We start from the raw sequence: 23,028 nt of genomic DNA, 5'->3' as shown, positions 1-23,028 counted from the left end.
TGTGATGGTGCCGGTTTGTGATGGCGCCGCCGTAGGATGGGGAACCTGCTGGATTCCGGGGACCGTAGGAGGGCATATGGAAGCGGAGCGCATGGAGACGGAGCTCATGGAGACATTGAACGAACGGCGCCGGGCTGTCACCGTGCCCGGCGCGCAGCTGGCCGTCTACGAGTTTGGACCGGAACCGGGCCCGGAGGTATCAAGCCTGCTCTTGGTGCACGGCTACCCGGACGATCACCGGGTGTTCCTTCCGGCCATCCGCGAACTCGCCCGGACCCATCACGTAGTGGCCTATGACACGCGGAACGCGGGCGCCTCTGCCGTCCACGGCCCGGGCGGGGACTACTCCATGAAAGCCCTGGTGGACGATGCCTTCGCCGTACTGGCCGGGGTGGGCGCCACGGCTGTCCACCTGGTGGGGCACGACTGGGGGTCGATCCAGGGCTGGGCCATCGTCCAGGACCCCAGGGCCGGCGGCCGGATCGCCCGGTACACCAGTATTTCCGGCCCCGACCTGGGACATTTCTCCCGCTGGATCCGTGGACGCGTCCGGATGCCTGGGGCCTGGCCGCAGGTTGCCGGCCAACTGCTCCGCAGCTGGTACATCGGCGCGTTCCTCCTCCCCGTCCTGCCGGAAGCCGCCTGGCGGCTGATCCTCACCCGGCGCTACGAGAAGACAGCCAAGCGCGACGTCGGCAACGATCCGGTCCGCGGCCTGGCCCTGTACCGCAGCAACTTCCGCATCAACTTCCGCGGCCGGCGCACCCGGCCCGCCCCGGGCCGGGTGACCGTGCCCGTCCATGTGGTGGTGCCCCTGAAGGATCCGTTCCTCGCGCCCGCCCTTGTCGAGGGGCTCGAAGCGTGGGTGGACGATCTCACCGTGACGAGGGTTGACAGCGGCCATTGGTGGCCAGCAACCCGGCCGGCCGACTTTGTGGCACTCCTGCGGCAGTCGGAGGAAACGCYGTAGGGCGGCGCCATGGCGGGGGCATCCGGGCAGGATCGGGCACCGCGGAGCGGGGTATTCCGCAACGGGATGGAATACGTGACGTGGGGCCGGGGTGCCAAGTCCCTGCTCTACGTCCAGGGCGGCCCGGGGAGCGTTGTGCCGCACGGGCTGCTGGGGGAACTGTTCCGGCGGGAGTTTGATGCCTACTTGGAGGCCGGCTACGCCATCTGGATTGTCACCCGCCGGCGGAACATGCCGGCCTCGCACACCAGCGCCGACATGGCCGAGGACTACGCCCACTTGATTGCGGAGGAGTTCGGCGGCCGGATCGATCTGGTGCTGGCCAAGTCCTTCGGCGGGATGATCGGGCAGTGCCTGGCCGCGCGCCATCCGGAATCCTTCGGGCACATCGCCCTAGTGGTCACGGCAGCCGAGCTCAGCCCGTGGGGCAAGGACGTGGATCACCGGATGGCCGCCGCCGTCGCCGCCGGAGACCCAAGCCGCGCCGGGACCGCCCTGACGGAGTACGTCCTCCCGGGTCAGCGGACCCGCTGGCTTCGGGAGCTGCTGGGACTCGTCGTTGGCAGGCGCGTGCTGGGGCGGCCCGGCTGCCCGGCCGCGGACGTGCTCACCGAAGCCCGGGCCGGGCTGGCCTTCGACGCGCGGTCGGTCCTGCCGCTCATCCGGCCGCCGGTCCTGCTGCTCTGCGGCGGCCGGGACGCGTTCTTCCCGAGGGCAGTGGCGGAGGAGACGGCCCGGCTGATTCCGGACTGCACCCTGATCATCTATGAGCGGTGGGGGCACGTCCGGGCGGGATCCAGCCGGCGGGTGCCGCGGGACGTCCTGGCCTTTGTCCGGAGCCGGTAGCGGGCCCCAACCCGGGGTCGCTGTCCCCAGCGGTCTGCGCGGAAGTTATCCGGCGTCGAGCTCCAGGATCATGAAGACGCTGTTGGGGTCGGGCTGGTAGCCGGCGAACGGCGGGCACTCCACAAAGCCGTGCCGCTCGTAGAGCCGCCGGGCGGGAGCGAAAAATTCCTGGCTCCCCGTCTCCAGGAACAACCGCCGGCACCCACTGTGCCGGGCCTCCGCCAGGAGATGGCGGAGCAGTGCCGAGGCAACGCCGCGCCCGCGGGCTGCTGCCGCGGTGCGCATGGACTTGATCTCGGCGTCGCCGGGAGCGAGGTGTTTCAGCGCTGCGCAGCCCAACAGCCGCGTGTCATCCCGGGCGGTCCAGAAGCTGATGCCCGGCCCGGCCAGTGCCGCGGGGTCAAGGGCGTGGACGCTCTCCGGCGGGGAGGTCGCGTACATGTCGGCGAGGTGCTCGTCCAGAAGCTGCAGGACGTCCGGACGCTCCGGGGTGTCGCGCCCGATCAGGATCGTCCCTTCGGGAGTGCCTGCCATCCGGGTCAGCGGGGCCGGCGGGCGGCATGTTCCCGCGCCAGCACAGCGTAGGAATCGTCCGGAGCGCCCGGCGTGAAGCTGCCGTACTTGCGTTCGACGGCGGTCCGGATCAGGAAGTCCGCGAGGGCCGGGTTCTTGGGCAGCAACGACCCGTGCAGGTAGCTCGCCACGATGTTGTTGTAACGGGCCCCTTCCTGGCCGTCGGTGCTGTTGTTCCCGGTGCCCTTGGAGGTGGTGCCGAGCGGTTGGACGCCGGGTCCCAGCGTGGTCTGCCCGCTGTGGTTCTCATAGCCCAGGATGCTGCCGAACTCGGGGGAGGAGACGGTGACGTTGCCGATCAGGCGCTCGTCGGTGCCGTGGGTCTCCACGTCCAGGATGCCGATGCCCGGCAGGACCGAGCCGAGCCGGGTCTTGAAGAACTTCCCGAAGAGCTGGTACAGCCCGCAAATCACGAGCATCGGCGTGCCGTCATCCGCAAGCTGCCTCAGCGCGGACTCGCGCGAAAGGAGATCGTCCTGGATGACGAGCTGGCCGCTGTCCTGCCCGCCGCCACCGACGATGAGGTCCACCTCCGCCGGGAACTCGTCACCAACGTTGTATTCGAGCAGTTCCGGCGTGTAGCCATGCCAGCGCAGCCGCTGGGCGAGGACCAGGGCGTTGCCCCAGTCGCCGTAGATGTTCATGTCCCGCGGGTAGAGCTGCAGGACCCGGATGGTTCCCTTGCCGGGGGCCGCGGAATGTTCGGGCGGCAGCTCGTGCCCGAAGGAGGGCTCGTGCGGGGCTTCGGGGGACCGGGGGGTCATGAGACCACCTCCACTGTGGTGATTTTGGACAGCTCGCGACGGATGGCGAGCATGGCCGTGTAGGTGCAGAAGATCCTCTTTGGCTTGCCCTGGCCGCCGCGGATGAAGGCCGCCAGCGCCGGCGCGATCTCGGTGTCGACGGCGCCGATGGCGACGTCGTCGTACTGCAGCCGCAGCGCCATGTCGTAGGCGCGGGAACCGGTGAGCTGGTCCACGCCGTCGTCGCGAAGGGTGTCGAATTCGACGTCCCAGAGCCAGGACATGTCCCGGCCGTCCGCGTAGTTGTCGTTGATCGCGATCATCGTGGCGTATCCGGCGGCCGGGAAGGATTTCAGGCCGAGCCGGAAGCCGCTGGGGTTCTTGACCAGCACCAGTTCCAGCGGCAGGCCGTCGACCACCAGGCTTTCGCCGCGGCCGAACGCCGGAGCCACCTTGGACAGGGCCGTGAGCAGGCCCGCCTGGTCGGTGCCCGTGCCGCGGGCACCAGAGATCGCCCGCGCCAGGGTCAGTGCGGCGGCGGCGTTGAAGATGTTGTAGACACCGCGCAACTTCATGGCCGTGGTGACCGTCGCGCCGTCGTACTCGAAATCGGCGTCATCGGCGCCCACGCGGCGCAGCACGACGTCGGCGTCCGCCCGGGCAGGGGCTGCCGGCACCGGGCTCCCCGGCGCCGCGCGCATGTCGTCATCGTTGGGGAAGGTGCTCAGCAGCGAATCGTCCAGCCCGAAGTAGAGCACCTCGGGACCGTCCAGGGTCTGGGCGATCCGGGCGACGCGGGGGTCTTCCCGGTTCAGGACCACGGTCCCGGTGGTCTTGGACGCGATGTGCTGGAGCAGGTCGGCGGTCTTGTCGATCTCGCCGAAACGGTCCAGCTGGTCGCGGAGGACGTTGAGCAGGAGGCTGTAGCGCGGCGGGACCTTGTTGACGAAGTGCACCGCATGCGCCTCGTCCAGTTCCAGGACCGCGACGTCGGCATCGAGCCGGCCGCGCCAGTCCACCTCGCCCAGGAGCGCCGCGGCGACGCCGCGGGTGAAGTTGCTCCCGGTACGGTTGGTGAAGACCTTCAGCCCCTGGCTCTCGAGCAGCTCCACCACCATTTTCGTGGTGGTCGTCTTTCCGTTCGTGCCACTGACGACGGCGACCCCCAGCGGCAGCTCGGACAGTGTCCGCTGCATGAAACCGGGATCGATTTTTTCGACCACAAGCCCGGGAAGGGCCGAGCCTCCGCCCCTGAGCCGGGAGACCCGGCGGACGAGCTTGCCGAGCGGAACGCTGAAGTAAAGCATGCTCTGTAATATATCCCAGCAGAGGCATGGAACCCGGACGCAGGGGGCCCGTGCAGGCGACCTCCATGCGTACCGCGCGGGCGCAGAGCATTATGCTGTGGGGATGACCACCCCCTCTTTCCTCCCTGAATCCCGCGTGGGTTCGGGTCTCCGGATCGGCGTCCTGGCGCTCCAGGGCGATTTCCGGGAGCATCTGCACGCCGTCGAAGCCGCCGGTGCAACCGGCGTCGGGATCCGACGCCCCGCCGAACTTGACGGCCTGGACGGCCTGATCATCCCCGGCGGCGAATCGACCACGATCGACAAGCTCTCCAGGATCTTCGGCCTCCGGGATCCGCTGCGCAAACACATCCAGGCTGGCCTGCCCGTCTACGGCTCGTGCGCCGGCATGATCCTGCTGGCGGACGAGATCGCGGACGCGGCCACGGACCTTGCCGGCAACCCGCAGCAGACGTTCGGCGGGCTGGACATCACCGTGCGCCGCAACGCCTTTGGCCGGCAGCGCGAGTCCTTCGAGACGGACCTTGACTTCCGGGGGCTCGGCTTCAGCGCCGACGCCGGCGTCGTGGCGCCTGTCCATGCCGTCTTCATCCGTGGGCCGTGGGTGGAGCGCGTCGGCGACGGCGTGGAGGTCCTCGCCCAGGTGGAACCGTCCAAAGCCGGCCACCCCGAATCATTGGACGGGACGGCTAGAATTGTTGCTGTGCGTTCCGGCAAGCTGCTGGCCACCTCCTTCCACCCGGAAGTGACGGGGGAAAAGCGCGTGCATGAACTGTTTATTCGAATGATCAGAGGAGAAGCGTAAAGCATGTCAGGCCACTCCAAATGGGCGACGACCAAGCATAAGAAGGCCATCCTTGATAGCCGCCGGGCCAAGTCGTTCGCCAAGCTGATCAAGAACATCGAAGTCGCCGCGCGCATGGGCGGCCCGGACCTTTCCGGCAACCCGAGCCTGGAACTTGCTGTCACCAAGGCCAAGAAGACCTCGGTGCCCGCGGACAACATCGACCGCGCCATCAAGCGCGGCGCCGGCCTCACCGGCGAGGTCGTCGACTACACCGAGATCATGTACGAATGCCGCGGCCCGCAGGGGTCCGCGCTGCTGATCGAGTGCCTCACGGACAACAAGAACCGTGCCGCCTCCGAGGTCCGGCTCGCCATCTCCCGCAACGGCGGCACGATCGCCGATCCCGGTTCGGTCAGCTACCTCTTCAGCCGCAAGGGCGTCGTGTCCCTGCCCAAGAACGGCTTGAGCGAGGACGACGTCCTGATGGCAGTGCTCGACGCCGGCGCCGAGGAAGTCAAGGACAACGGAGACACCTTCGAGATCCACTCGGAGCCGACCGACCTCCAGGCCATCCGCGATGCGCTCAAGGAAGCCGGAATTGACTACGACACCGATGAGGCCGAGTTCGTGCCGTCCATGCAGGTGCCGCTGGACCTCGATGCCGCCAAGAAGTTCATGAAGCTCGTGGACGCCCTGGAAGAGCTCGACGACGTCCAGAACGTCTACAGCAACGCCGACCTCAGCGACGAAGTGCAGGCCGCACTGGAAGCCGAGTGACACGCTCACCTAGCCGTGATTTTGAGGCCCGGTCTTGACCCTGCGCGTCCTGGGGGTTGACCCGGGCCTCACCCGTTGCGGGATCGGCGTCGTCGACGTCGAAAAGAACCGGCGGGCCACCATGGTGGCCTTCGGCGTCGTGGGAACCTCCCCCGAGGAGAGCCTGGACCAGCGGCTGCTGGTCATTGCCACGTCCATTGATGAATGGCTGGACAAGTACGAACCCCACGTCCTCGCCGTGGAGCGGGTGTTTTCCCAGCTCAACGTCAGCACGGTCATGGGGGTGGCGCAGGCCTCTGGCGTGGTGATTGCCGCCGCCGCGCGCCGCGGCATCCCGGTGGCGCTGCACACCCCGTCCGAGGTCAAGGCCGCGGTCACTGGCAGTGGAACATCAAACAAGGACGCCGTGACCAAACTGGTAACGAAGATCCTCCGGCTGGATGCGCCACCGCGCCCGGCCGACGCCGCCGACGCCCTGGCACTGGCAATCACCCACGCCTGGCGGGCCGGCAGCGGCGCCGCTGTGTCGACGACGGGGCCGGGCAGCCAGTCGCTCACGCCGGCCCAGCGGGCATGGGCGGACGCGGAGGCAAAAGCGCGCCGTGCGCGCTAAATGTCCGCCTGTGCCGCCGCTGGGCTTGGTAGGGTATTCGTAGATATGTTCGGATAGCCGGCTTGCCATCTGTGTTTTGGCCGGCTGCAGACCCAGGAGCCCGGCCTTGATTAGTTTTCTTCGCGGAACCGTTGCGCATGTTGGCCTGTCCTCCGCCGTGATCGACCTCAACGGTGCGGGCATGAGCGTCAATGCCACGCCGCAGACCCTCAGCGGGCTCCGGGTGGGCGAGGAGGGGAAGCTCTTCACCTCGCTGATCGTGCGGGAGGACTCGCTGACCCTGTTCGGCTTCGGCAGCGACGACGAGCGCGAAGTGTTTGACGTGCTGCTCAGCGTCAGCGGTGTCGGTCCCCGCCTCGCCCTGGCTGTGCTTGCCGTCCACGAACCGGAAGCCATTCGGGTGGCCGCCCACTCCGGCGACGGCAAGGCCTTCACGAAGGTCCCCGGAATCGGGCCGAAGGTGGCCGGCCGGATCGTGCTGGAGCTCGCCGGCAAACTCGTCCCGCACGGCACTGCGGGTGCGCCCGGCGCGCCGCTCCCCTTGGCTTCCGCGGAATCCGTTTGGAAGCCGCAGGTTGTCGCCGCGATGACCAGCCTTGGCTGGTCCGAAAAGGATGCCACCGCCAGCATCGAGAAATCCCTGGCCGATTCCCCGGACCTGGCCGAGAACGGCAACGTGGCCGAAATCCTCCGCGCAACCCTGCGGTGGCTGGGCCAGGACGGCGCCCGCGCCGGTAACCGGGTAGGCGCGCGTGGCTGAGCAGTCGATCGTCGCCGGGGGAGAGGAGCCGGAGGAGCGCGTCATCGAAGCCGCACTCCGGCCCAAGAACCTGCACGACTTCGTGGGCCAGCACCGGGTCCGCAAGCAGCTTTCCCTCGTCCTGGAGGCCTCACGCATGCGCGGCCGCAGCGCAGACCACGTGCTGCTCTCCGGCCCTCCCGGCCTGGGCAAGACGACGCTGTCCATGATCATCGCAGCCGAAATGAACGTCCCGCTGCGGATCAGCAGTGGCCCGGCCATCCAGCATGCGGGCGACCTCGCAGCCATCCTGTCCTCCCTTTCGGAGGGTGAGGTCCTGTTCCTGGACGAAATCCACCGCATGTCCAGGCCGGCTGAGGAAATGCTGTACATGGCGATGGAGGACTTCCGCGTCGACATCGTCGTCGGCAAGGGCGCCGGCGCCACGGCCATCCCGCTGGAATTGCCGCCCTTCACGCTGGTGGGCGCCACCACGCGGGCCGGCCTGCTCCCCGGGCCGCTGCGGGACCGGTTCGGTTTCACCGGCCACTTGGAGTTTTACTCCGTGGAGGAGCTGGAACTGGTCCTGCGCCGTTCGGCCGGCCTCCTGGACCTGAAGGTCAATTCGGCGGGATTCAGCGAGATCGCCGGACGCTCCCGGGGCACGCCGCGCATCGCCAACCGGCTCCTGCGCCGGGTCCGGGACTGGGCGCTCGTGCACGGTATCGAGCAAATTGATGCCCGGGCGGCGTCCGCGGCACTGGACATGTATGAGGTAGACAAGCGCGGCCTGGACCGGCTGGACCGTGCAGTCCTCGAAGCCCTTATCACGAAATTCGGCGGTGGGCCCGTGGGCCTGTCCACCCTCGCGATCGCCGTCGGTGAGGAAACGGAGACCGTGGAAACGGTCGCCGAGCCTTACCTGGTGCGTGAAGGGCTGCTGGGCCGGACCCCGCGGGGCCGCATTGCCCTGGCGCCGGCGTGGACCCATTTGGGCTTCGCCGTTCCGGCCGGCGTCTTCGGGCAGGATCCGCTGGAGTTGTTCCAGGCCGATGAGCTGGGCGGGGACCCGGAGGGTGAGCCCAGCGAGGGCCAGCCGGGCGGGTCCGGCGGCGATCTCGGTGAAGAAACCAGTCCCCAGTGGATCCGAAACGGCCGCTAGCACGTTTCCTTCAGCTTTTCCCTTTAGACTGGAATGACGCTCGGCACGTTCGGGTTTTGTTTCCGTGGGCGGAGAGCAGGTAGCCGCCGGCGGCTGGGGATGGTCTCTCTGCCGGCTTGCTGCGCAGACCCCTGCCCGCGCCGCCCGGAGCAAACGGACGTTGCTGAAAAACAGCTATGCAAGTACAGAACGGAACAATCCCTGTGTTCGGACTTATTTCTGCCCAGACCCAGCCGCAGGCCGGCGGCGGCATCGACATCATGACGATTCTCCTCTTCGTCCTGCTCGGACTTTTCGTCTTCATGATGTTCCGCCGCAACAAGAAGACCCAGCAGCAGCAGGCACAGCTCCAGTCCAAGTTCGAACCTGGTGTCGAGGTCATGACGAGCTTTGGCCTGTTCGGCCGGATCGTCGAGATCGATGAAGCGGAGAACAAGGTCACCCTGGAACTGTCCCCCGGCAACACGGCCACCGTGCACCGCCAGGCCGTCACCAAAATTGTGGAGCCGGTTGTCGCCGCCGAGGAGCCGACCGTTGTTCCCGACGACGCGTCCTCGCTGACTGCCGACAAGCTCAGCGCCGAGGGCACGGAGGGCACCGCCCCGCTCAGCGACGCACCCCGCAATGAAACTCCCGAGGAAACCCTGCGCCGCCTCAATGACGAAGGTAAAAAAGACAGCTAGTCTGCCTACCTGAGCTATCCCGCGAAGCAACGGTTGCGGGCATCCGCCGGCGGGGGCCCAGAGCCCGCGCCGGCGGATCCGCCGCAAATAAAAGAAAGATCGACAATGGCACGAACTGGCCCCAAAAACTCAGCCATCAGGATGCTGGTCTGGCTTGGCGTACTCATCGCCGCCATGACGGCTGTCTTGGCGGGCGGCACCATTGCCGGCCAGGCCAGCTGGGCTCCAAAGCTCGCCCTGGACCTGGAAGGCGGCACACAGATGATCCTGGCGCCCAAGGTTGAGGGCGGTTCGGGCATCACCGAAGACCAGCTCAACCAGGCCGTGGCGATCATCCGTCAGCGCGTGGACGGCTCGGGTGTCGCGGAAGCTGAAATCAGCACGCAGTCCGGCCGCAACGTCGTGGTCAGCCTGCCGGGAACTCCCGCCAAGGAAACCCGCGCCCTGATCCAGGCCTCCGCCGACATGAACTTCCGTCCCGTGATCCAGACGGGCGCCGGCGCAGCCGTCCCCGAGGCGTCCCGGACCCCGGACGCCCAGCTGCCCAAGCCGACGGCCGCGCCGGCCAACAGCAGCGACGAGAACTGGATTACCCCCGAGGTCTACAAGCAGTTTCAGGCCCTCGACTGCGACAACCCTTCCCAGGACAAGCAGAAGCGTTCAGACCCGACCAAGCCGCTGGTGACCTGTGAGCCCGCGACAGCGAAATCGCCTGCCATCAAGTACATCCTCGGTCCGGTTGAGGTGAAGGGCTCGAACATCAAGTCCTCCTCGTTCCAGCTGCAGCGCGGCGCCCAGGGTGCCGTGACCAATGAATGGGCCGTCAACATCCAGTTTGACGACGCCGGCACCGCCAAGTTCAAGGAAGTCACCGAGCGCCTGTACCAGTTCTATGCCGCCGGCGGCGGCCAGAGCGGCTCCGACCCCAAGGCCCAGTTCGCGATTGTCCTGGACGACCAGGTCATCTCCGCCCCGCGTTCGCTCGCCGTCATCACCGACGGCCGGCCGCAGATCACCGGCGGGTTCACCGAGGAATCCGCTAAGGCCCTCTCCGACCAGCTGCGTTTCGGTGCCCTGCCGATCAGCTTCGAGATCCAAAGTGAGCAGCAGATTTCTGCGACCCTCGGCGGGGAGCAACTGCGCATGGGTATGCTCGCCGGCCTGATCGGCCTGCTCCTGGTGGTCGTCTACTCGCTGTTCCAGTACCGGGCCCTTGGCCTGGTGACCGTGGCGTCCCTCGTGATTGCCGGTGTGCTGACGTTCCTGGCGATCGCCATCCTCGGCTGGACGGAGAACTACCGGTTGTCCCTCGCCGGTGTGGCCGGCCTGATCGTGGCCATCGGCCAAACGGCGGACTCGTTCATCGTCTACTTCGAACGCATCCGTGATGAGCTCCGTGAGGGCCGCGGCCTGGTCTCGGCCGTCGAAAACGGCTGGAAGCGGGCCAAGCGCACTATCCTCGCCTCCAAGGCCGTGAACCTCCTCGCGGCCGTGGTGCTGTTCTTCGTGGCTGTGGGCAACGTCCGCGGCTTCGCGTTCACCCTTGGCCTTACAGCGATCGCCGACCTCATCGTCGTCTTCATGTTCACCCACCCGACCCTGCAGCTGCTGGCCCGGACCAAGTTCTTCGGCGAAGGCCACAGGTTCTCGGGTCTGGACCCGAAGCGCCTGGGCGCCGTCCCGCTGTACCGCGGAGCCGGCCGGGTCCGCACTCCGGAAGACAAGCCCGTGGCGGTGGTGCGCGCAAAGAACACCGGCGCCGCCGCCGAGGCCGAGCGCCGGATGACCATTGCAGAACGCCGTCTCGCCGAAAGGCAGGAGCAGGCACAACAGGAGCAGCTCGCCGGTTCCTCCAAGAGCGCGTCCAAGGAGGGCAAGTAAATGGTCAACTTCTCAACGTTCGGCAATGAGTTGTATTCGGGCAAGCGCTCGTACGACTTTGTCGCTAAAAAGAAGATCTGGTTCCTGATTGCCGGGATTGCCGTGGCCCTCTCGATCCTGATCCCGATAGCCAAGGGCGGCTTCAACCTCGGCATCGAATTCCGTGGCGGGTCCGAGTTCACAGTCTCTAACGTGAAGACCACCGACGCGTCCCTCGGCGAGAAGGCCGTCAAGGACGTCGTGGCGGGGTCTGTGCCGCGCGTGGCCAACGTCGCCGGCACCACCATGCGTATCCAGACGGACAAGCTCAGCGACGACGAGACGCTGCAGATCAAGGAAGGCCTCACCACGGCCTACGGCGTGACGGATAACGAAGTGACGTCGACCTTTGTTGGCCCCACCTGGGGCGCTGACGTCACGAAGCAGGCACTGATGGGCCTGGCAATATTCGTGGGCCTGGCCGCCGTCCTCATGGCGCTGTACTTCCGGACCTGGAAGATGTCCGTCTCGGCACTTGTCGGCATGGCCGTCACGATGTTCATCACCGCCGGTGTCTACGGCCTCAGTGACTTCGAAGTGACGCCGTCGGCCATCATCGGCTTCCTGACGGTGCTCAGCTATTCGCTGTACGACACCGTGGTGGTGTTCGACAAGATCCGCGAGAACACCTCGGACATCCAGGCCTCCACCCGGCGGACCTTCGCCGAGGAGGTCAACCTCGCCATCAACCAGACCCTGGTCCGCTCCATCAACACCATGGTGGTGGCGATCCTCCCGGTCGGCGCGATCCTCTTCATCGGTGCCGGGCTGCTGGGCGCCGGAACCCTGCGGGACCTGTCCCTGGCGCTGTTCGTGGGCATCCTGGTGGGCACCGCGGCCACGATCTTCATCGCGGCGCCGCTGTACGCCGCCCTGCGGCAGGGCGAACCTGACCTGCTCAAGCAGGCCAAGCGGGTGGAACAGCGTCGCGCCGACGCGGCAGCGAAGGCCACGTCTCTGGCGTCGCCTGCCACAGCCTGAACGCAGGCGCTACCGCGTTGCTGTGATGCCTCGGTGATGCCGGGACCAATGCCTGGACCGCCCTGAGCGGACAGCAGGCGGGCCGGAGACCGTCCTTTGTGACGGACTCCGGCCCGTCGCCGTATCACGGCCGGTTATCGAAGTATCCTGCTGCGGGAATACACTTGAATAATTGACCGTCGCGAGAGGTGCTCCATTGGAAGAACGTTCGACGCCGGTGCCGGAGGCGCCAGCGGACAAGGCCCAAGGCCAGGGTTCTCAGACTGACCTTGTGGTTCACGGACGTCCCGATGTTCCCGTGCCCGTCGACAACTCGGGCGCCCGGCCGACCTTTCCGGGCCGGCGCGAACGCACGAGGTCACGCCTCGCCCGGCTGACGGGCCGCGGCGCCCCCGCATACTCACCGATTCTCGAACCGCTGCTGCGCACGGTCCGTGCCAACAACCCCAAAGAGGACTTCGACCTCATCCAGCGCGCCTTCGTGGTTGCCGAGCGCTGCCACCGGGGCCAAAAGCGCAAGAGTGGGGACCCGTACATCACGCACCCGGTAGCGGTGGCCACCATTCTCGCCGAGCTCGGCCTCAGCGGCACGACGCTGGCCGCAGCCCTGCTGCACGACACTGTCGAGGACACCTCCTACACGCTGGCTGACCTGAAGGCCGAGTTCGGCCCGGAAGTGGCCATGCTGGTGGACGGTGTCACCAAACTGGACAAGGTCAGCTTTGGTGAGGCGGCCCAGTCCGAGACCGTGCGCAAGATGGTCGTCGCCATGGCCAAGGACATCCGGGTCCTGATGATCAAACTCGCCGACAGGCTCCACAACGCCCGGACGTGGCGCTTCGTCTCGGCGGAGTCCTCGGCCCGCAAGGCGCGCGAAACCCTGGAAATCTTCGCACCCCTGGCCCACCGGCTCGGCATGAACACCATCAAGTGGGAACTGGAGGATCTGTCCTTCGCCGCGCTGTATCCGAAGGTGTACGAGGAAATCGTGCGCATGGTGGGGGACCGGACCCCGGAGCGTGAAAAGAACCTGTCCGTCATCCGCAACCAGATCACCGAGGACCTGCGGGCGGCGAAAATCAAGGCCACCATCACTGGGCGGCCAAAGCACTACTACTCGATCTACCAGAAGATGATCGTCCGCGACAAAGACTTCGACGACATCAACGACCTCATGGGCGTCCGCGTCCTGGTCGACTCGGTCCGGGACTGCTACGCGGCCCTGGGCGCGATGCACTCGCGCTGGAACCCGCTGCCCGGGCGGTTCAAGGACTACATCGCGATGCCCAAGTTCAACATGTACCAGTCGCTGCACACCACGGTGATCGGTCCGGGCGGCAAACCGGTGGAAATCCAGATCCGCACCCATGAAATGCACCGGCGCGCCGAATACGGCGTGGCCGCGCACTGGAAGTACAAGGACCAGCCGAACCGGACGGCCGCCGGCCCCGGAAGCCCGCGCGACGGCGACATGGGCTGGCTGCGCTCCCTCGTGGACTGGCAGCAGGAGACCTCGGACCCCGGCGAGTTCCTTGACTCGTTGCGGTTTGAAATCAACGCCCGGGAAGTGTTCGTCTTCACCCCCAAGGGCGAGGTCATGGCCCTCCCGGCAGGATCCACGCCCGTGGACTTCGCCTACGCCGTGCACACCGAGGTGGGCCACCGGACCATTGGCGCCCGCGTCAACGGCAAGCTTGTCCCGCTCAACAGCGAACTGAACCACGGCGACTGGGTTGAGATCTTTACCTCCAAGGCCGAAGGCGCCGGCCCCAGCCAGGACTGGCAGCACTTCGTCAAGAGCGCCAGGGCCCGGAACAAGATCAGGCAGTGGTTCAGCAAGGAACGCCGCGAGGAAGCGATCGACCGCGGCAAGGACCTGCTGACCAAGGCGATGCGGAAGCAGAACCTCCCGCTGCAGCGGCTCATGACCCACGACGCCCTCGCGGCGATCGCGGAAGACTTCAAGTATGCCGACATCTCCGGGCTCTACGCCGGCGTGGGCGACGGACACACCTCCGCGCAGTCCGTCATGGAACGCCTGGTGGAGAGCCTCGGCGGGAACGAACAACCGGACGATGACCTCGCCGAGGTGTCCATCCCCACCCAGGTCAGCAAGGCCCGTTTCTCCGATTCCGGTGTTGTTGTCCGCGGCGTGGACGATGTGTGGGTGAAGCTGGCCCGATGCTGCACTCCGGTCCCGCCGGACCCGATCCTCGGGTTTGTCACCCGCGGTTCCGGTGTCTCCGTGCACAGGACCGATTGCACCAACGTGAGCGGCCTGATGGACCAGCCGGACCGGATCGTCGAAGTGGACTGGGCGCCGACGCAGTCCAGCGTGTTCCTCGTGGAGATCCAGGTCGAGGCGCTGGACCGCAAGTCGTTGCTCTCCGACGTCACCCGGGTGCTCTCCGAAAACCACGTCAACATCCTGGCGGCGAGCGTCCACACGTCCACGGACCGGGTGGCAATCTCCAAGTTTGCCTTCGAAATGGGCGACCCGAAGTACCTCAGCCACGTGCTGAGCGCTGTTCGCCGGATCGACGGCGTCTTCGACGTGTACCGCACCACCGGAAACCGCCGCCGCAGCTAGCCCGCCGGCGGCGCAGCGAGGGCGGCGAGCTTCGCTAACGCCGCCCGTTTGTGCGGCAGGCGCGGGCTCGCGTCGACGGCAAGCCTGAGCAGCCGGAGGCGAACGCCCAGTTCGGGCCGGGCCAACAGGGCCCTCAGGGCCGGAACGGCCCGGTCCGCGTCGACGTGCAGCGCTATGTCCTGGGCCGTGCGCAGCGGGCTGGAGACCATCAGGCCGCCCATGCTGACGACGTCGAACGGCCCCAACCGAACTTCGTGGAACGTGCAGCCGCGCACGGACCTCAGGCTGGAAATCCGCCGGTTGGCGTCAACCAGCAGGGCAAGACGGTCCGGCTCTGCCGCGCACCCGTAGATCCACGCCGCGGTCATCCGCCCCGCCACCACGCGCTGCCTGATCGCCGGCGCCACCGCCAGGGACGCGGCGCGGGCACGGAGCTGCGGACTGGGGTGTGCTCCAGGTGGCAGGTAGCCGCGCTGATAGAGCTGCGTGAGCACGCCGTCGGCGGCCATGGCCTGCAGCTCCGGCCAGGAGAACAGGGCGCCGGGAGAGTAGAGTTCGCCGGGCTCCGGTCCCCGCGCAGGCGGCCCCGAAACATGCGGCCCCTGTACAGGCGGTCCCGAAACAGGCGGCCCGTGAACAGGCGGCCCCGGAAAGGCGCCGGGGGTGCGGGGCGTGAGTACCATTCAGCCATCGTTGCCCGTTCCGCGGGCATAGAACAGGCCCCGGTCCGGTCATGTGGATAACCGAAACGGGGCCTGGACAGGCTTGCTGGTGGGCCGTATGGCTAGGAGAGTTCGCTCGCCGAGCGCTCGAGCTGCTCCAGCCAGGCCTGGCGTGCCTCGAGGGCCTCCCGGGCTGCCTGGATCTTGCGCTCGTCGCCGGCCTTCTCCGCCTTGGCCAGGTCTTCCTTGAGGCCGGCGATGGCGGTTTCGAGCTGGGTCAGGGCGCTGTTGGTGCGCGCCTTGGTCTCCGGGTTGGAGCGCTTCCAGTTTTCTTCCTCGGCGTGGCGGACGGCGTCCTCCACCTTCCGCAGGCCGGCCTCGATGCGGCCCATGTCCGCGCGCGGAACCTTGCCGGCTTCTTCCCAGCGGTCCCGGATGGACTGAAGCGCCTTCTTGGCGGCCGCGAGGTCCTTGATCGGCAGGAGCTCGTTGGCCTCCACGAGGAGCGCTTCCTTCACCACCAAGTTCGCACCGTATTCCTGGTCGATCTCGTCGTTGGCTGCCTGCCGGTTGGTGAAGAAGACATCCTGCGCGGCGCGGAAGCGGGCCCACAGGGCGTCGTCGTCCTTGCGGCTGGCGCGCGGGGAGGCCTTCCATTCATCCATCAGGCGGCGGTACTCGCCCGCGGCAAATCCCCAGTCGGTCGAGGACGAAAGGGCCTCGGCTTCGGCGATCAGCTTCTCCTTGGCGGCCTTGGCTGCCGAATTGTTGCTGTCCAGCTGCGAGAAGTAGGCGCGGCGGTGCCGGTCGAAAACGGTGCGGGCGGCGCGGAACCGCTTCCACAGCGCGTCCTCGTTGCTGCGGCCGAGCCGGACGCCGCTCTTCTGCGCGGTCTTCCAGCTCTCGAAGAGTTCGTTCATCCGCGCGCTGGAGGTCTTCCACTGGATCTGCGCGGGATCGTGGCCGGCGATTTCCTCGGCCTCGGCCACGATGGCCTCGCGGGCGGCAAGCTCAGCTGCCCGGACGGCGTCGTGTTCGGCCTTCTCGGCCTTTTCGAGTTCGCCGATCTGGGTCACCAGTGCGTCCAGCCGGGCCTCGGCGGAGCGGAAGTCGCCCACCATGTTGCGTTCGGCGAGCTGCTCGCGCAGGTGCGTGACGGTCTTCTGCATGTCCGTGGTGGGCGCCTTGGAGCTCACCCGCTGTTCAAGCAGGTCGATCTGGGCCACGACGTCCTCGAACTTCCGGGCGAAGTAGCCCAGGGCCTCGTCGGCGCTGACGCCCGGGTACTGGCCAACGGGATATTCCGTGCCGTCTACGGTCAGGAAGACGTGGCCGTCACCTTCGACGCGGCCCCAGCGGGCCGCTTCCGCCAGTGAGGCGGCTGAAGACACGGCGGCCGGCGCGGGCGCCGGGGCGGCAGCAGAGGGCTTGGCCTTCGGCCGGGCAGCAAATGCGGCCGGGCTCGGCGCAGGCCGGGCGGCCGGCGCGGGAGCCGGTGAAGGCGCCGGGGTAGCAGCGGGCACGGCCTCGGCGACGGGCTCGACGGCGGTCTCGGCGACTGCCTCAGCAGCGGTCTCAGCAACTGCCTCAGCAGCGGTCTCAGCCGCCGGCTCGGCCGGGATCTCCACGGGTGCGGCCTCGGCCACGGGCTCAGTAACTGCCTCAGCCGCAGGCTCGGCCGGTGTCTCTTCCGACGGTGCCACGGCGGGCTCCGTCGGCTCAGCGGATGCCGCGGGCTCTGCTGATTCGGCGGCGTCCTCGCCTGCCGCAGCCGGGGCTGCGGATACGGCTGTGTCGCCGGCCGCGTCTACGGCATTGCCGGCACTCTGGGCCGGGGTTGCCTCGGCTTCGGTTTCGTTGGCAGCTGATGCTGCCAATGTTTCGTCGGATTTCTGACTGTCTGTCACCGCTAGAAGTCTTTCGCTTGGAGGGAAATACCGGGACCACGGCCTTCAGGGCCGCGGCTGGTCACTTCAGTGAGAACGAGTCTATCGTGACTGGTTCCGCAGGTGCGCCGTCGGTGGCGTTGCCGCCGGGCTTCAGTCCGGCGGCGGCAATGCCGCTCACCACATCGAGCCCCGAGGTCACCTTGCCCACAACCGTATAGCCGCCGGCAGCATCTGCCGGAATGACGGTGTCCTTGTACACAATGAAGAACTGGGTACCGTTGCCGTTGGCGTTCCCGCCGGTCCGGGCCACGGCGATCGTTCCGGCAGGGTACTTGTTGTCTGCCGGGGTGTTTTCCAGCGGGCCCCACGTGTAGTTCGGGTCGGTGCTGCCGTCCCCGGCCTTGGAGCCGCACTGGAGGACCCCAAAGTTATCGGCCGTGGTCAGCCGGTGGCAGCTGACGTTGTTGTAGAAGTTCTGGTCGGCCAGGGACTTGAAGACGGCCGCGGCCTGCGGGGCCTTCGTGCCGTCCAGTTCGACGCCGAGCGTGCCGCGGTTCAGCTTGAGTTCACCGGTGAACGTCTTGCCCGCGGCGGTTTCGGGCTTGGGGATGTTCGTGGCATTGGTGGGGGCAGCGGTCGGTGTGGCGGACGCCGAGGGGCTCTGCAACCCCTCCTGCACGGCCGCGAACTGTTCTTCGGTCGGGTTGGACGCAAAGACGGTGAGCTGCAGGACCAGGGCCAGGCCGATCGCCGCTGTGCCGGCGCTGATGGCAATGACGTTATCGCGCTTGCGGCGCTTGTCCTGGTCACGGCGCAGGCCGCGCCTGGCCTCCATCTGCTGGACGCGCCGCTTCGCCTCACGTGCGCTGCGTGAACTGGCCGCCAATGGTCCTCCTGGTTGTATGGCCGCGGCCGTGACGGGCCGGAGGCGCCGTCGCGGCAGCAGCAGCAAGCTGCCGGCAGTCCCGTCGGGCCGCCTCCGTTGGAAGAAGCGGGCGCCGAACGCATAAACTGACTGCCGCACACAGTTTATGCACGACTGGCCGGTCTGCCGCTTATCTTCGTTACGTTTCGACAGAGAATGCCGCGTGACGCCTGCGCCCGAAGATACTGCAGTAGCAACCAAGTACTGCAGTGGTAACCAGAGGAGAAAATTTCACCATGGCACGCACAGCCTCCCTGTCAGGATTCCCCGAGTGGCTTCCCGAGGAGCGGCTGGTGGAACTCCATGTGCTGGACACGCTGCGCCGGACGTTCGAACTCCATGGGTTCTCCTCGATCGAGACCCGCGCCGTGGAAACTGTGGGGCAGCTGCTGCGCAAGGGCGAAATCGACAAAGAGGTCTACGGCCTGAGCCGGCTCCAGGACGACGAGGGGGACAGCGCCGCCAAGGCCGACCCGCATGCCCTGGCGCTGCACTTTGACCTCACGGTGCCCTTCGCCCGCTACGTCGTGGAGAACGCCGGCTACCTGGCGTTCCCGTTCCGCCGCTACCAGATTCAGAAGGTCTGGCGCGGCGAACGTCCCCAGGAAGGACGCGCCCGCGAGTTCACCCAGGCGGATATCGACGTCGTAGGCGACGGCGAGCTGCCGTTCCGCTATGACGTCGAAATCGCGCTCGTGATCGCCGAGGCGCTCAACGCGCTGCCCATCCCGGATTTCCTGCTGCGGATCAACAACCGCAAGCTGGCCGAGGGCTTCTACACCGGGATCGGGCTCACAGACACCCCGGGCGTCCTGCGCAGCATCGACAAGCTCGAGAAGGTCGGGCCCGCGAAGGTCGCCGAGTTGCTCAAGGAAGAGCTCGGCGCCACGGACGACCAGGCTCAGGCTGCCCTGAAGCTCGCCGGCATCCGCACCACGGACACGTCCTTCGTGGAGCAGGTCCGGGCGCTCGGCGTCACCAATGAGCTGCTGGAAGAGGGCCTGAACGAGCTGGAACAGGTCATTGCGGCCGCCGTCCTGCACGCTCCCGGGCGGGTGGTGGCAGATCTGAGCATCGCCCGCGGCCTGGACTACTACACGGGCACCGTTGTGGAAACCGTCCTGGTGGGACACGAACAGCTGGGCTCGATCTGCTCGGGCGGCCGCTACGACGCCTTGGCCAGCAAGGGCAACCGCAAGTTCCCCGGCGTCGGCCTCTCGATCGGCGTGACCCGCCTGGTGTCGCGGATCCTGAGCCAGGACCTTGCCAAGGCCACGCGCTCCGTGCCCACGGCCGTGCTGGTTACGCTCAACAACGACGACAGCTGGGGCGCGGCGCAGGATGTCGCGGCGCAGCTGCGCAGCCGAGGCATCGCCACGGAGGTCGCCGCGAAGGCCGAGAAGTTCGGCAAGCAGATCAAGTTCGCCGACCGGCGCGGCATTCCGTTTGTCTGGTTCACCGACGACGACGGCAAGCACCAGGTCAAGGACATCCGCACGGGCGAGCAGTACGATGCCGACCCGGACACGTGGATGCCCTCCGAGGAGGACCTGCATGTGCGCGTAACCGCCGCCGGCTGACTACCTGCCCGCTAGTTACCTGCGTGACCGCACGACGAGGAACCGCGCGGCCACTCCGACGGCCAGCACCGCGGCCATGACCAGCACGGAGGCCGGCGGCAGGGTGGCGGCCAGGACCAGGCAGCCCAAGAAGCCCAGCGCATTGAGCCAGCGCGGCGCGTGCCAGGGCCGGCCGTCCAGTGTGAAGGCCGCGGCATTGGTCACGGCGTAATAGATCAGTACGCCGAAGCTGGAAAATCCGACCACGGTCAGCACGTTGGTGCTTAGCAGCAGGATGACGACGGCGGCGGCGACCGCCAGCTCCGCGATGAACGGGACCGTGTGGGCCCGGCCCACCCTGGCCAGTGGGCCGGGCAGGTCCCGTTCCCGCGCCATGGCCAGGGTGGTCCGGCCGACGCCGGTGATCAGTGCCAGCAATGCGCCAAGACAGGCGGCCGCCGCTCCCGCCTGGACGAACGGGACGCCGCCGCTGAGGCCGCTGGCCTCCACCGCGTCCAGCAGCGGCGCCGTCGAGCCCGCCAGCTGCTCGGGCGGTAAGTGCCACTGCAGCAGCACGGACAGGCCCAGATAGATCACGAAGGCGCCGGCCAGTGCGGCCAGGATGGCCCGCGGGATGGTGCGCGCGGGGTCCTTGACCTCCTCGCCCAGGGTTGCGATCCGCGCATAGCCGGCGAAGGCAAAGAACATCAGCCCCGCCGCCGGCAGGACGCCCCAGCCGCCGGCCGGCGTCGACAGGGGTGTTGTTGCCCCGTGGGCGGCGGGGGCGCCGGCCGGGTGCGGGCCCAGCAGCGACGCCGCGGCGACGAACACGAGAGTGGCCAGCACAACGGCCAGCAGGACCCTGGTCAGCAGCGCGGTCCGCGTAATCCCGAGGAGGTTGACCCCGGTGAGGACCACGACGGCAGCGACCGCCAGCGGCGTCGCGTACGCAGGTGCAACGTAGTGACCGAACGTGAGCGCCATCGCCGCGCAGGACGCCGTCTTGCCCGTCACGAAGCCCCAGCCCGCAATGAAGCCGGGCCACTCGCCGAGTTGCCGGCGCCCGTACACATAGGTGCCGCCGCTGTCGGGGTACCTCGCCGCCAGCTGTGCCGACGCGACTGCGTTGCAGTACGCGATGGCGCCGGCCACGGCGACCGCCAGTGCCAGCAGCGGCCCGGCCAGGGCCGCTGCGGGGGAGAACACGACGAACACGCCGGCGCCGAGCATGGAACCCAGGCCGATTGCCGTGGAATCAAACACGCCGAGCCGGCGCTGCAGGCGCTCGTGCGGCCGCGGCGGGACGGGCCGGTGACCGCGCCTGTGACCGGGCGCCCGGCCGCTGCGGTCACCGGGCCGGGTTCCGTTGTGCCGGGTTGTCATGGCAGGAGGGGCCTTTCCACCGGGTAAACTCGAACGGGATCGTTCCTGAAGCGATCATATTGAACTTCAGTTTCCAACCTCGCTACGTTTAAACGTCATTTTTGATTTTCCGCTGAAAGGAATGCTGTGCTGCGCACACATGACCTCGGATCTCTTCGCTCCGAGCACATTGGACAAACCGTAACCCTCGCCGGCTGGGTCGGCCGGCGTCGTGACCACGGTGGTGTCGCATTCGTTGACCTGCGCGACGCGTCCGGCGTCGCCCAGGTTGTGGTCCGCGAAGAAGAGGTCTTCCACGGGCTGCGCAACGAATACGTGCTGCAGATCGTCGGCACCGTGTCCCAGCGCCCCGCGGGCAACGAGAACCCGGCGCTGCCCACCGGTGAGATCGAGGTCATGGCCGAAAAGGTCACCATCCTGAACACCTCGGATCCGCTGCCGTTCCAGATCGACGAGCACGTCGAGGTGGGCGAGGAAGCGCGCCTGAAGCACCGCTACCTGGACCTGCGCCGCCCCGGCCCCGCCCGCAACCTGCGCCTGCGTTCGGAGGCCAACCGCGTGGCCCGCGAGCTGCTGCACCAGGACGGCTACGTGGAGATTGAAACCCCCACGCTGACCCGTTCGACGCCGGAAGGCGCCCGCGACTTCGTGGTCCCGGCCCGCCTCGCGCCGGGTTCCTGGTACGCACTGCCGCAGTCCCCCCAGCTGTTCAAGCAGCTCCTGCAGGTGGGCGGCTTCGAAAAGTACTACCAGATCGCCCGCTGCTACCGCGATGAAGACTTCCGCGCGGACCGCCAGCCGGAATTCACCCAGCTGGACATCGAAGCCAGCTTCGTGGACCAGGACGACATCATCAGTTTGGGCGAGAACATCGTCAAGGCCCTGTGGAAGCTGATCGACGTCGAGATCCCGACCCCGATCCAGCGCATCACCTACCACGACGCCATGGCCCGCTACGGCTCGGACAAGCCGGACCTGCGCTTCGGCCAGGAACTGACTGAGCTGACCGAATTCTTCAAGGACACCAACTTCGGCGTCTTCAAGGCACCTTACGTCGGTGCCGTCGTCATGCCCGGCGGCGCCTCCCAGGCCCGCCGCGCGCTGGACGCGTGGCAGGAATGGGCCAAGCAGCGCGGCGCCAAGGGCCTGGCGTACGTCCTGTACAAGGAAGACGGCGAGCTCGCCGGTCCTGTGGCCAAGAACCTGACCGACACCGAGCGTGCGGGCCTGGCCGACGCCGTCGGAGCCAAGCCCGGTGACTGCATCTTCTTCGCAGCCGGCGAGAAGACCCCGTCCCGCGCGCTCCTCGGCGCCGCCCGCGTGGAGATCGGCCACCGTACCGGCCTCATCAACCCCGCCGACTGGGCCTTCTGCTGGGTCGTTGACGCGCCGATGTTCGAACCGGCCGCCGCCGCAGTCGCCTCCGGTGACGTCGCCGTCGGTGCGGGCCAGTGGACCGCCGTGCACCACGCGTTCACCTCGCCCAAGCCCGAGTTCATGGACTCCTTCGACAAGGATCCGGAGTCGGCACTGTCCTACGCCTACGACATCGTCTGCAACGGCAACGAAATCGGTGGCGGCTCGATCCGTATCCACGAGCGCGATGTCCAGGAGCGGGTGTTCGAGCTCATGGGCCTGGACAAGGCAGACGCCCAGACCAAGTTCGGCTTCCTGCTGGAGGGCTTCAAGTTCGGTGCCCCGCCGCACGGCGGCATCGCCTTCGGCTGGGACCGCGTGGTTGCCCTGCTGGCCGGTGTGGAGTCCATCCGCGACGTCATCGCCTTCCCGAAGTCCGGCGGCGGCTACGACCCCCTGACTCAGGCTCCCGCTCCCATCACGGCGCACCAGCGCAAGGAAGCCGGCGTCGACTTCAAGCCCGAGGCCAAGAAGGCCTCGGACGGCAAAAACTAGCCTGACAG

General features: G+C 67.5%; 20 protein-coding genes. 13 read left to right on the top strand and 7 right to left on the bottom strand.

What is annotated here, in order from left to right:
• Positions 1–76: 76 nt before the first annotated feature.
• Both AB4089_RS09645 and AB4089_RS09640 read left to right on the top strand, forming a co-directional pair.
• Positions 77–970 (top strand): alpha/beta fold hydrolase, encoded by an 894-nt coding sequence (locus AB4089_RS09645; RefSeq protein WP_441409058.1) that lies wholly within the window; start codon positions 77–79, stop codon positions 968–970.
• 75 nt (positions 971–1,045) lie between these two features.
• On the top strand, positions 1,046–1,816 hold the full coding sequence (locus AB4089_RS09640; protein WP_441409057.1) for an alpha/beta fold hydrolase: 771 nt from the start codon (positions 1,046–1,048) through the stop codon (positions 1,814–1,816).
• A gap of 45 nt (positions 1,817–1,861) precedes the next feature.
• Here AB4089_RS09640 and AB4089_RS09635 read toward each other — a convergent pair whose 3' ends face one another.
• From AB4089_RS09635 to AB4089_RS09625, 3 genes are read right to left on the bottom strand one after another with little or no spacing between them, the layout of a single operon-like run.
• Complete coding sequence (locus AB4089_RS09635; RefSeq protein WP_441409056.1) at positions 1,862–2,350, bottom strand: GNAT family N-acetyltransferase; 489 nt, start codon at positions 2,348–2,350, stop codon at positions 1,862–1,864.
• A gap of 5 nt (positions 2,351–2,355) precedes the next feature.
• The gene (locus tag AB4089_RS09630; protein ID WP_441409055.1) at positions 2,356–3,153 is read right to left on the bottom strand and encodes a type 1 glutamine amidotransferase; all 798 of its coding nucleotides are present in this window, start codon (positions 3,151–3,153) and stop codon (positions 2,356–2,358) included.
• Entirely contained in the window at positions 3,150–4,439 is a 1,290-nt protein-coding gene (locus tag AB4089_RS09625) for a MurT ligase domain-containing protein (protein WP_441409054.1), read from the bottom strand. Before AB4089_RS09625 ends, AB4089_RS09630 begins: the two co-directional genes overlap by 4 nt.
• A 103-nt stretch (positions 4,440–4,542) precedes the next feature.
• Between AB4089_RS09625 and pdxT the strand changes: the two genes are divergently transcribed.
• The 9 genes from pdxT (at position 4,543) to AB4089_RS09580 (ending at position 14,691) form a co-directional block, all read left to right on the top strand.
• On the top strand, positions 4,543–5,244 hold the full coding sequence (pdxT, locus tag AB4089_RS09620; RefSeq protein WP_441409053.1) for a pyridoxal 5'-phosphate synthase glutaminase subunit PdxT: 702 nt from the start codon (positions 4,543–4,545) through the stop codon (positions 5,242–5,244).
• Between the two features lie 3 nt (positions 5,245–5,247).
• On the top strand, positions 5,248–6,003 hold the full coding sequence (locus AB4089_RS09615) for a YebC/PmpR family DNA-binding transcriptional regulator (RefSeq protein WP_390202728.1): 756 nt from the start codon (positions 5,248–5,250) through the stop codon (positions 6,001–6,003).
• 34 nt (positions 6,004–6,037) lie between these two features.
• Positions 6,038–6,616, top strand: coding sequence for a crossover junction endodeoxyribonuclease RuvC (ruvC, locus tag AB4089_RS09610; RefSeq protein WP_441409052.1), 579 nt, complete (start codon positions 6,038–6,040; stop codon positions 6,614–6,616).
• A 106-nt stretch (positions 6,617–6,722) separates the two neighbouring features.
• Positions 6,723–7,376: a Holliday junction branch migration protein RuvA gene (gene ruvA / locus AB4089_RS09605; RefSeq protein WP_441409051.1), complete on the top strand. Its 654-nt coding sequence runs from the start codon at positions 6,723–6,725 to the stop codon at positions 7,374–7,376.
• Complete coding sequence (gene ruvB, locus AB4089_RS09600) at positions 7,369–8,517, top strand: Holliday junction branch migration DNA helicase RuvB (protein ID WP_441409050.1); 1,149 nt, start codon at positions 7,369–7,371, stop codon at positions 8,515–8,517. Before ruvA ends, ruvB begins: the two co-directional genes overlap by 8 nt.
• A 260-nt stretch (positions 8,518–8,777) precedes the next feature.
• On the top strand, positions 8,778–9,200 hold the full coding sequence (gene yajC, locus AB4089_RS09595) for a preprotein translocase subunit YajC (RefSeq protein WP_441409078.1): 423 nt from the start codon (positions 8,778–8,780) through the stop codon (positions 9,198–9,200).
• 105 nt (positions 9,201–9,305) lie between these two features.
• The gene (gene secD / locus AB4089_RS09590) at positions 9,306–11,081 is read left to right on the top strand and encodes a protein translocase subunit SecD (protein ID WP_441409049.1); all 1,776 of its coding nucleotides are present in this window, start codon (positions 9,306–9,308) and stop codon (positions 11,079–11,081) included.
• The gene (gene secF / locus AB4089_RS09585; RefSeq protein WP_441409048.1) at positions 11,082–12,101 is read left to right on the top strand and encodes a protein translocase subunit SecF; all 1,020 of its coding nucleotides are present in this window, start codon (positions 11,082–11,084) and stop codon (positions 12,099–12,101) included.
• 271 nt (positions 12,102–12,372) lie between these two features.
• The gene (locus tag AB4089_RS09580; RefSeq protein ID WP_441409077.1) at positions 12,373–14,691 is read left to right on the top strand and encodes a RelA/SpoT family protein; all 2,319 of its coding nucleotides are present in this window, start codon (positions 12,373–12,375) and stop codon (positions 14,689–14,691) included.
• Here AB4089_RS09580 and AB4089_RS09575 read toward each other — a convergent pair.
• From AB4089_RS09575 to AB4089_RS09565, 3 genes are all read right to left on the bottom strand, one after another.
• The gene (locus AB4089_RS09575; RefSeq protein ID WP_441409047.1) at positions 14,688–15,200 is read right to left on the bottom strand and encodes a hypothetical protein; all 513 of its coding nucleotides are present in this window, start codon (positions 15,198–15,200) and stop codon (positions 14,688–14,690) included. The genes AB4089_RS09580 and AB4089_RS09575 overlap by 4 nt on opposite strands.
• A gap of 275 nt (positions 15,201–15,475) precedes the next feature.
• Complete coding sequence (locus AB4089_RS09570; RefSeq protein ID WP_441409046.1) at positions 15,476–17,260, bottom strand: DUF349 domain-containing protein; 1,785 nt, start codon at positions 17,258–17,260, stop codon at positions 15,476–15,478.
• Positions 17,261–17,321: 61 nt separating this feature from the next.
• A complete protein-coding gene (locus AB4089_RS09565; protein ID WP_441409045.1) occupies positions 17,322–18,128 on the bottom strand; it encodes a peptidylprolyl isomerase in 807 nt (268 codons plus the stop codon).
• 275 nt (positions 18,129–18,403) lie between these two features.
• Here AB4089_RS09565 and hisS point away from each other — a divergent pair, with 275 nt between their 5' ends.
• The gene (gene hisS / locus AB4089_RS09560; protein WP_441409044.1) at positions 18,404–19,747 is read left to right on the top strand and encodes a histidine--tRNA ligase; all 1,344 of its coding nucleotides are present in this window, start codon (positions 18,404–18,406) and stop codon (positions 19,745–19,747) included.
• A 15-nt stretch (positions 19,748–19,762) separates the two neighbouring features.
• Here hisS and AB4089_RS09555 read toward each other — a convergent pair whose 3' ends face one another.
• Positions 19,763–21,109 (bottom strand): APC family permease, encoded by a 1,347-nt coding sequence (locus AB4089_RS09555; RefSeq protein WP_441409043.1) that lies wholly within the window; start codon positions 21,107–21,109, stop codon positions 19,763–19,765.
• 126 nt (positions 21,110–21,235) lie between these two features.
• On the opposite strand from AB4089_RS09555, the gene aspS reads away from it, so the two are divergent.
• Positions 21,236–23,020: an aspartate--tRNA ligase gene (aspS, locus tag AB4089_RS09550; protein ID WP_441409042.1), complete on the top strand. Its 1,785-nt coding sequence runs from the start codon at positions 21,236–21,238 to the stop codon at positions 23,018–23,020.
• Positions 23,021–23,028 lie beyond the last annotated feature (8 nt).

Source organism: Arthrobacter sp. 2MCAF15, assembly GCF_052115605.1.
Classification (GTDB): Bacteria; Actinomycetota; Actinomycetes; order Actinomycetales; family Micrococcaceae; genus Arthrobacter.
The sequence above is the reverse complement of the archived record's forward strand: the minus strand, read 5'-3'. Positions and strand labels throughout refer to the sequence as shown.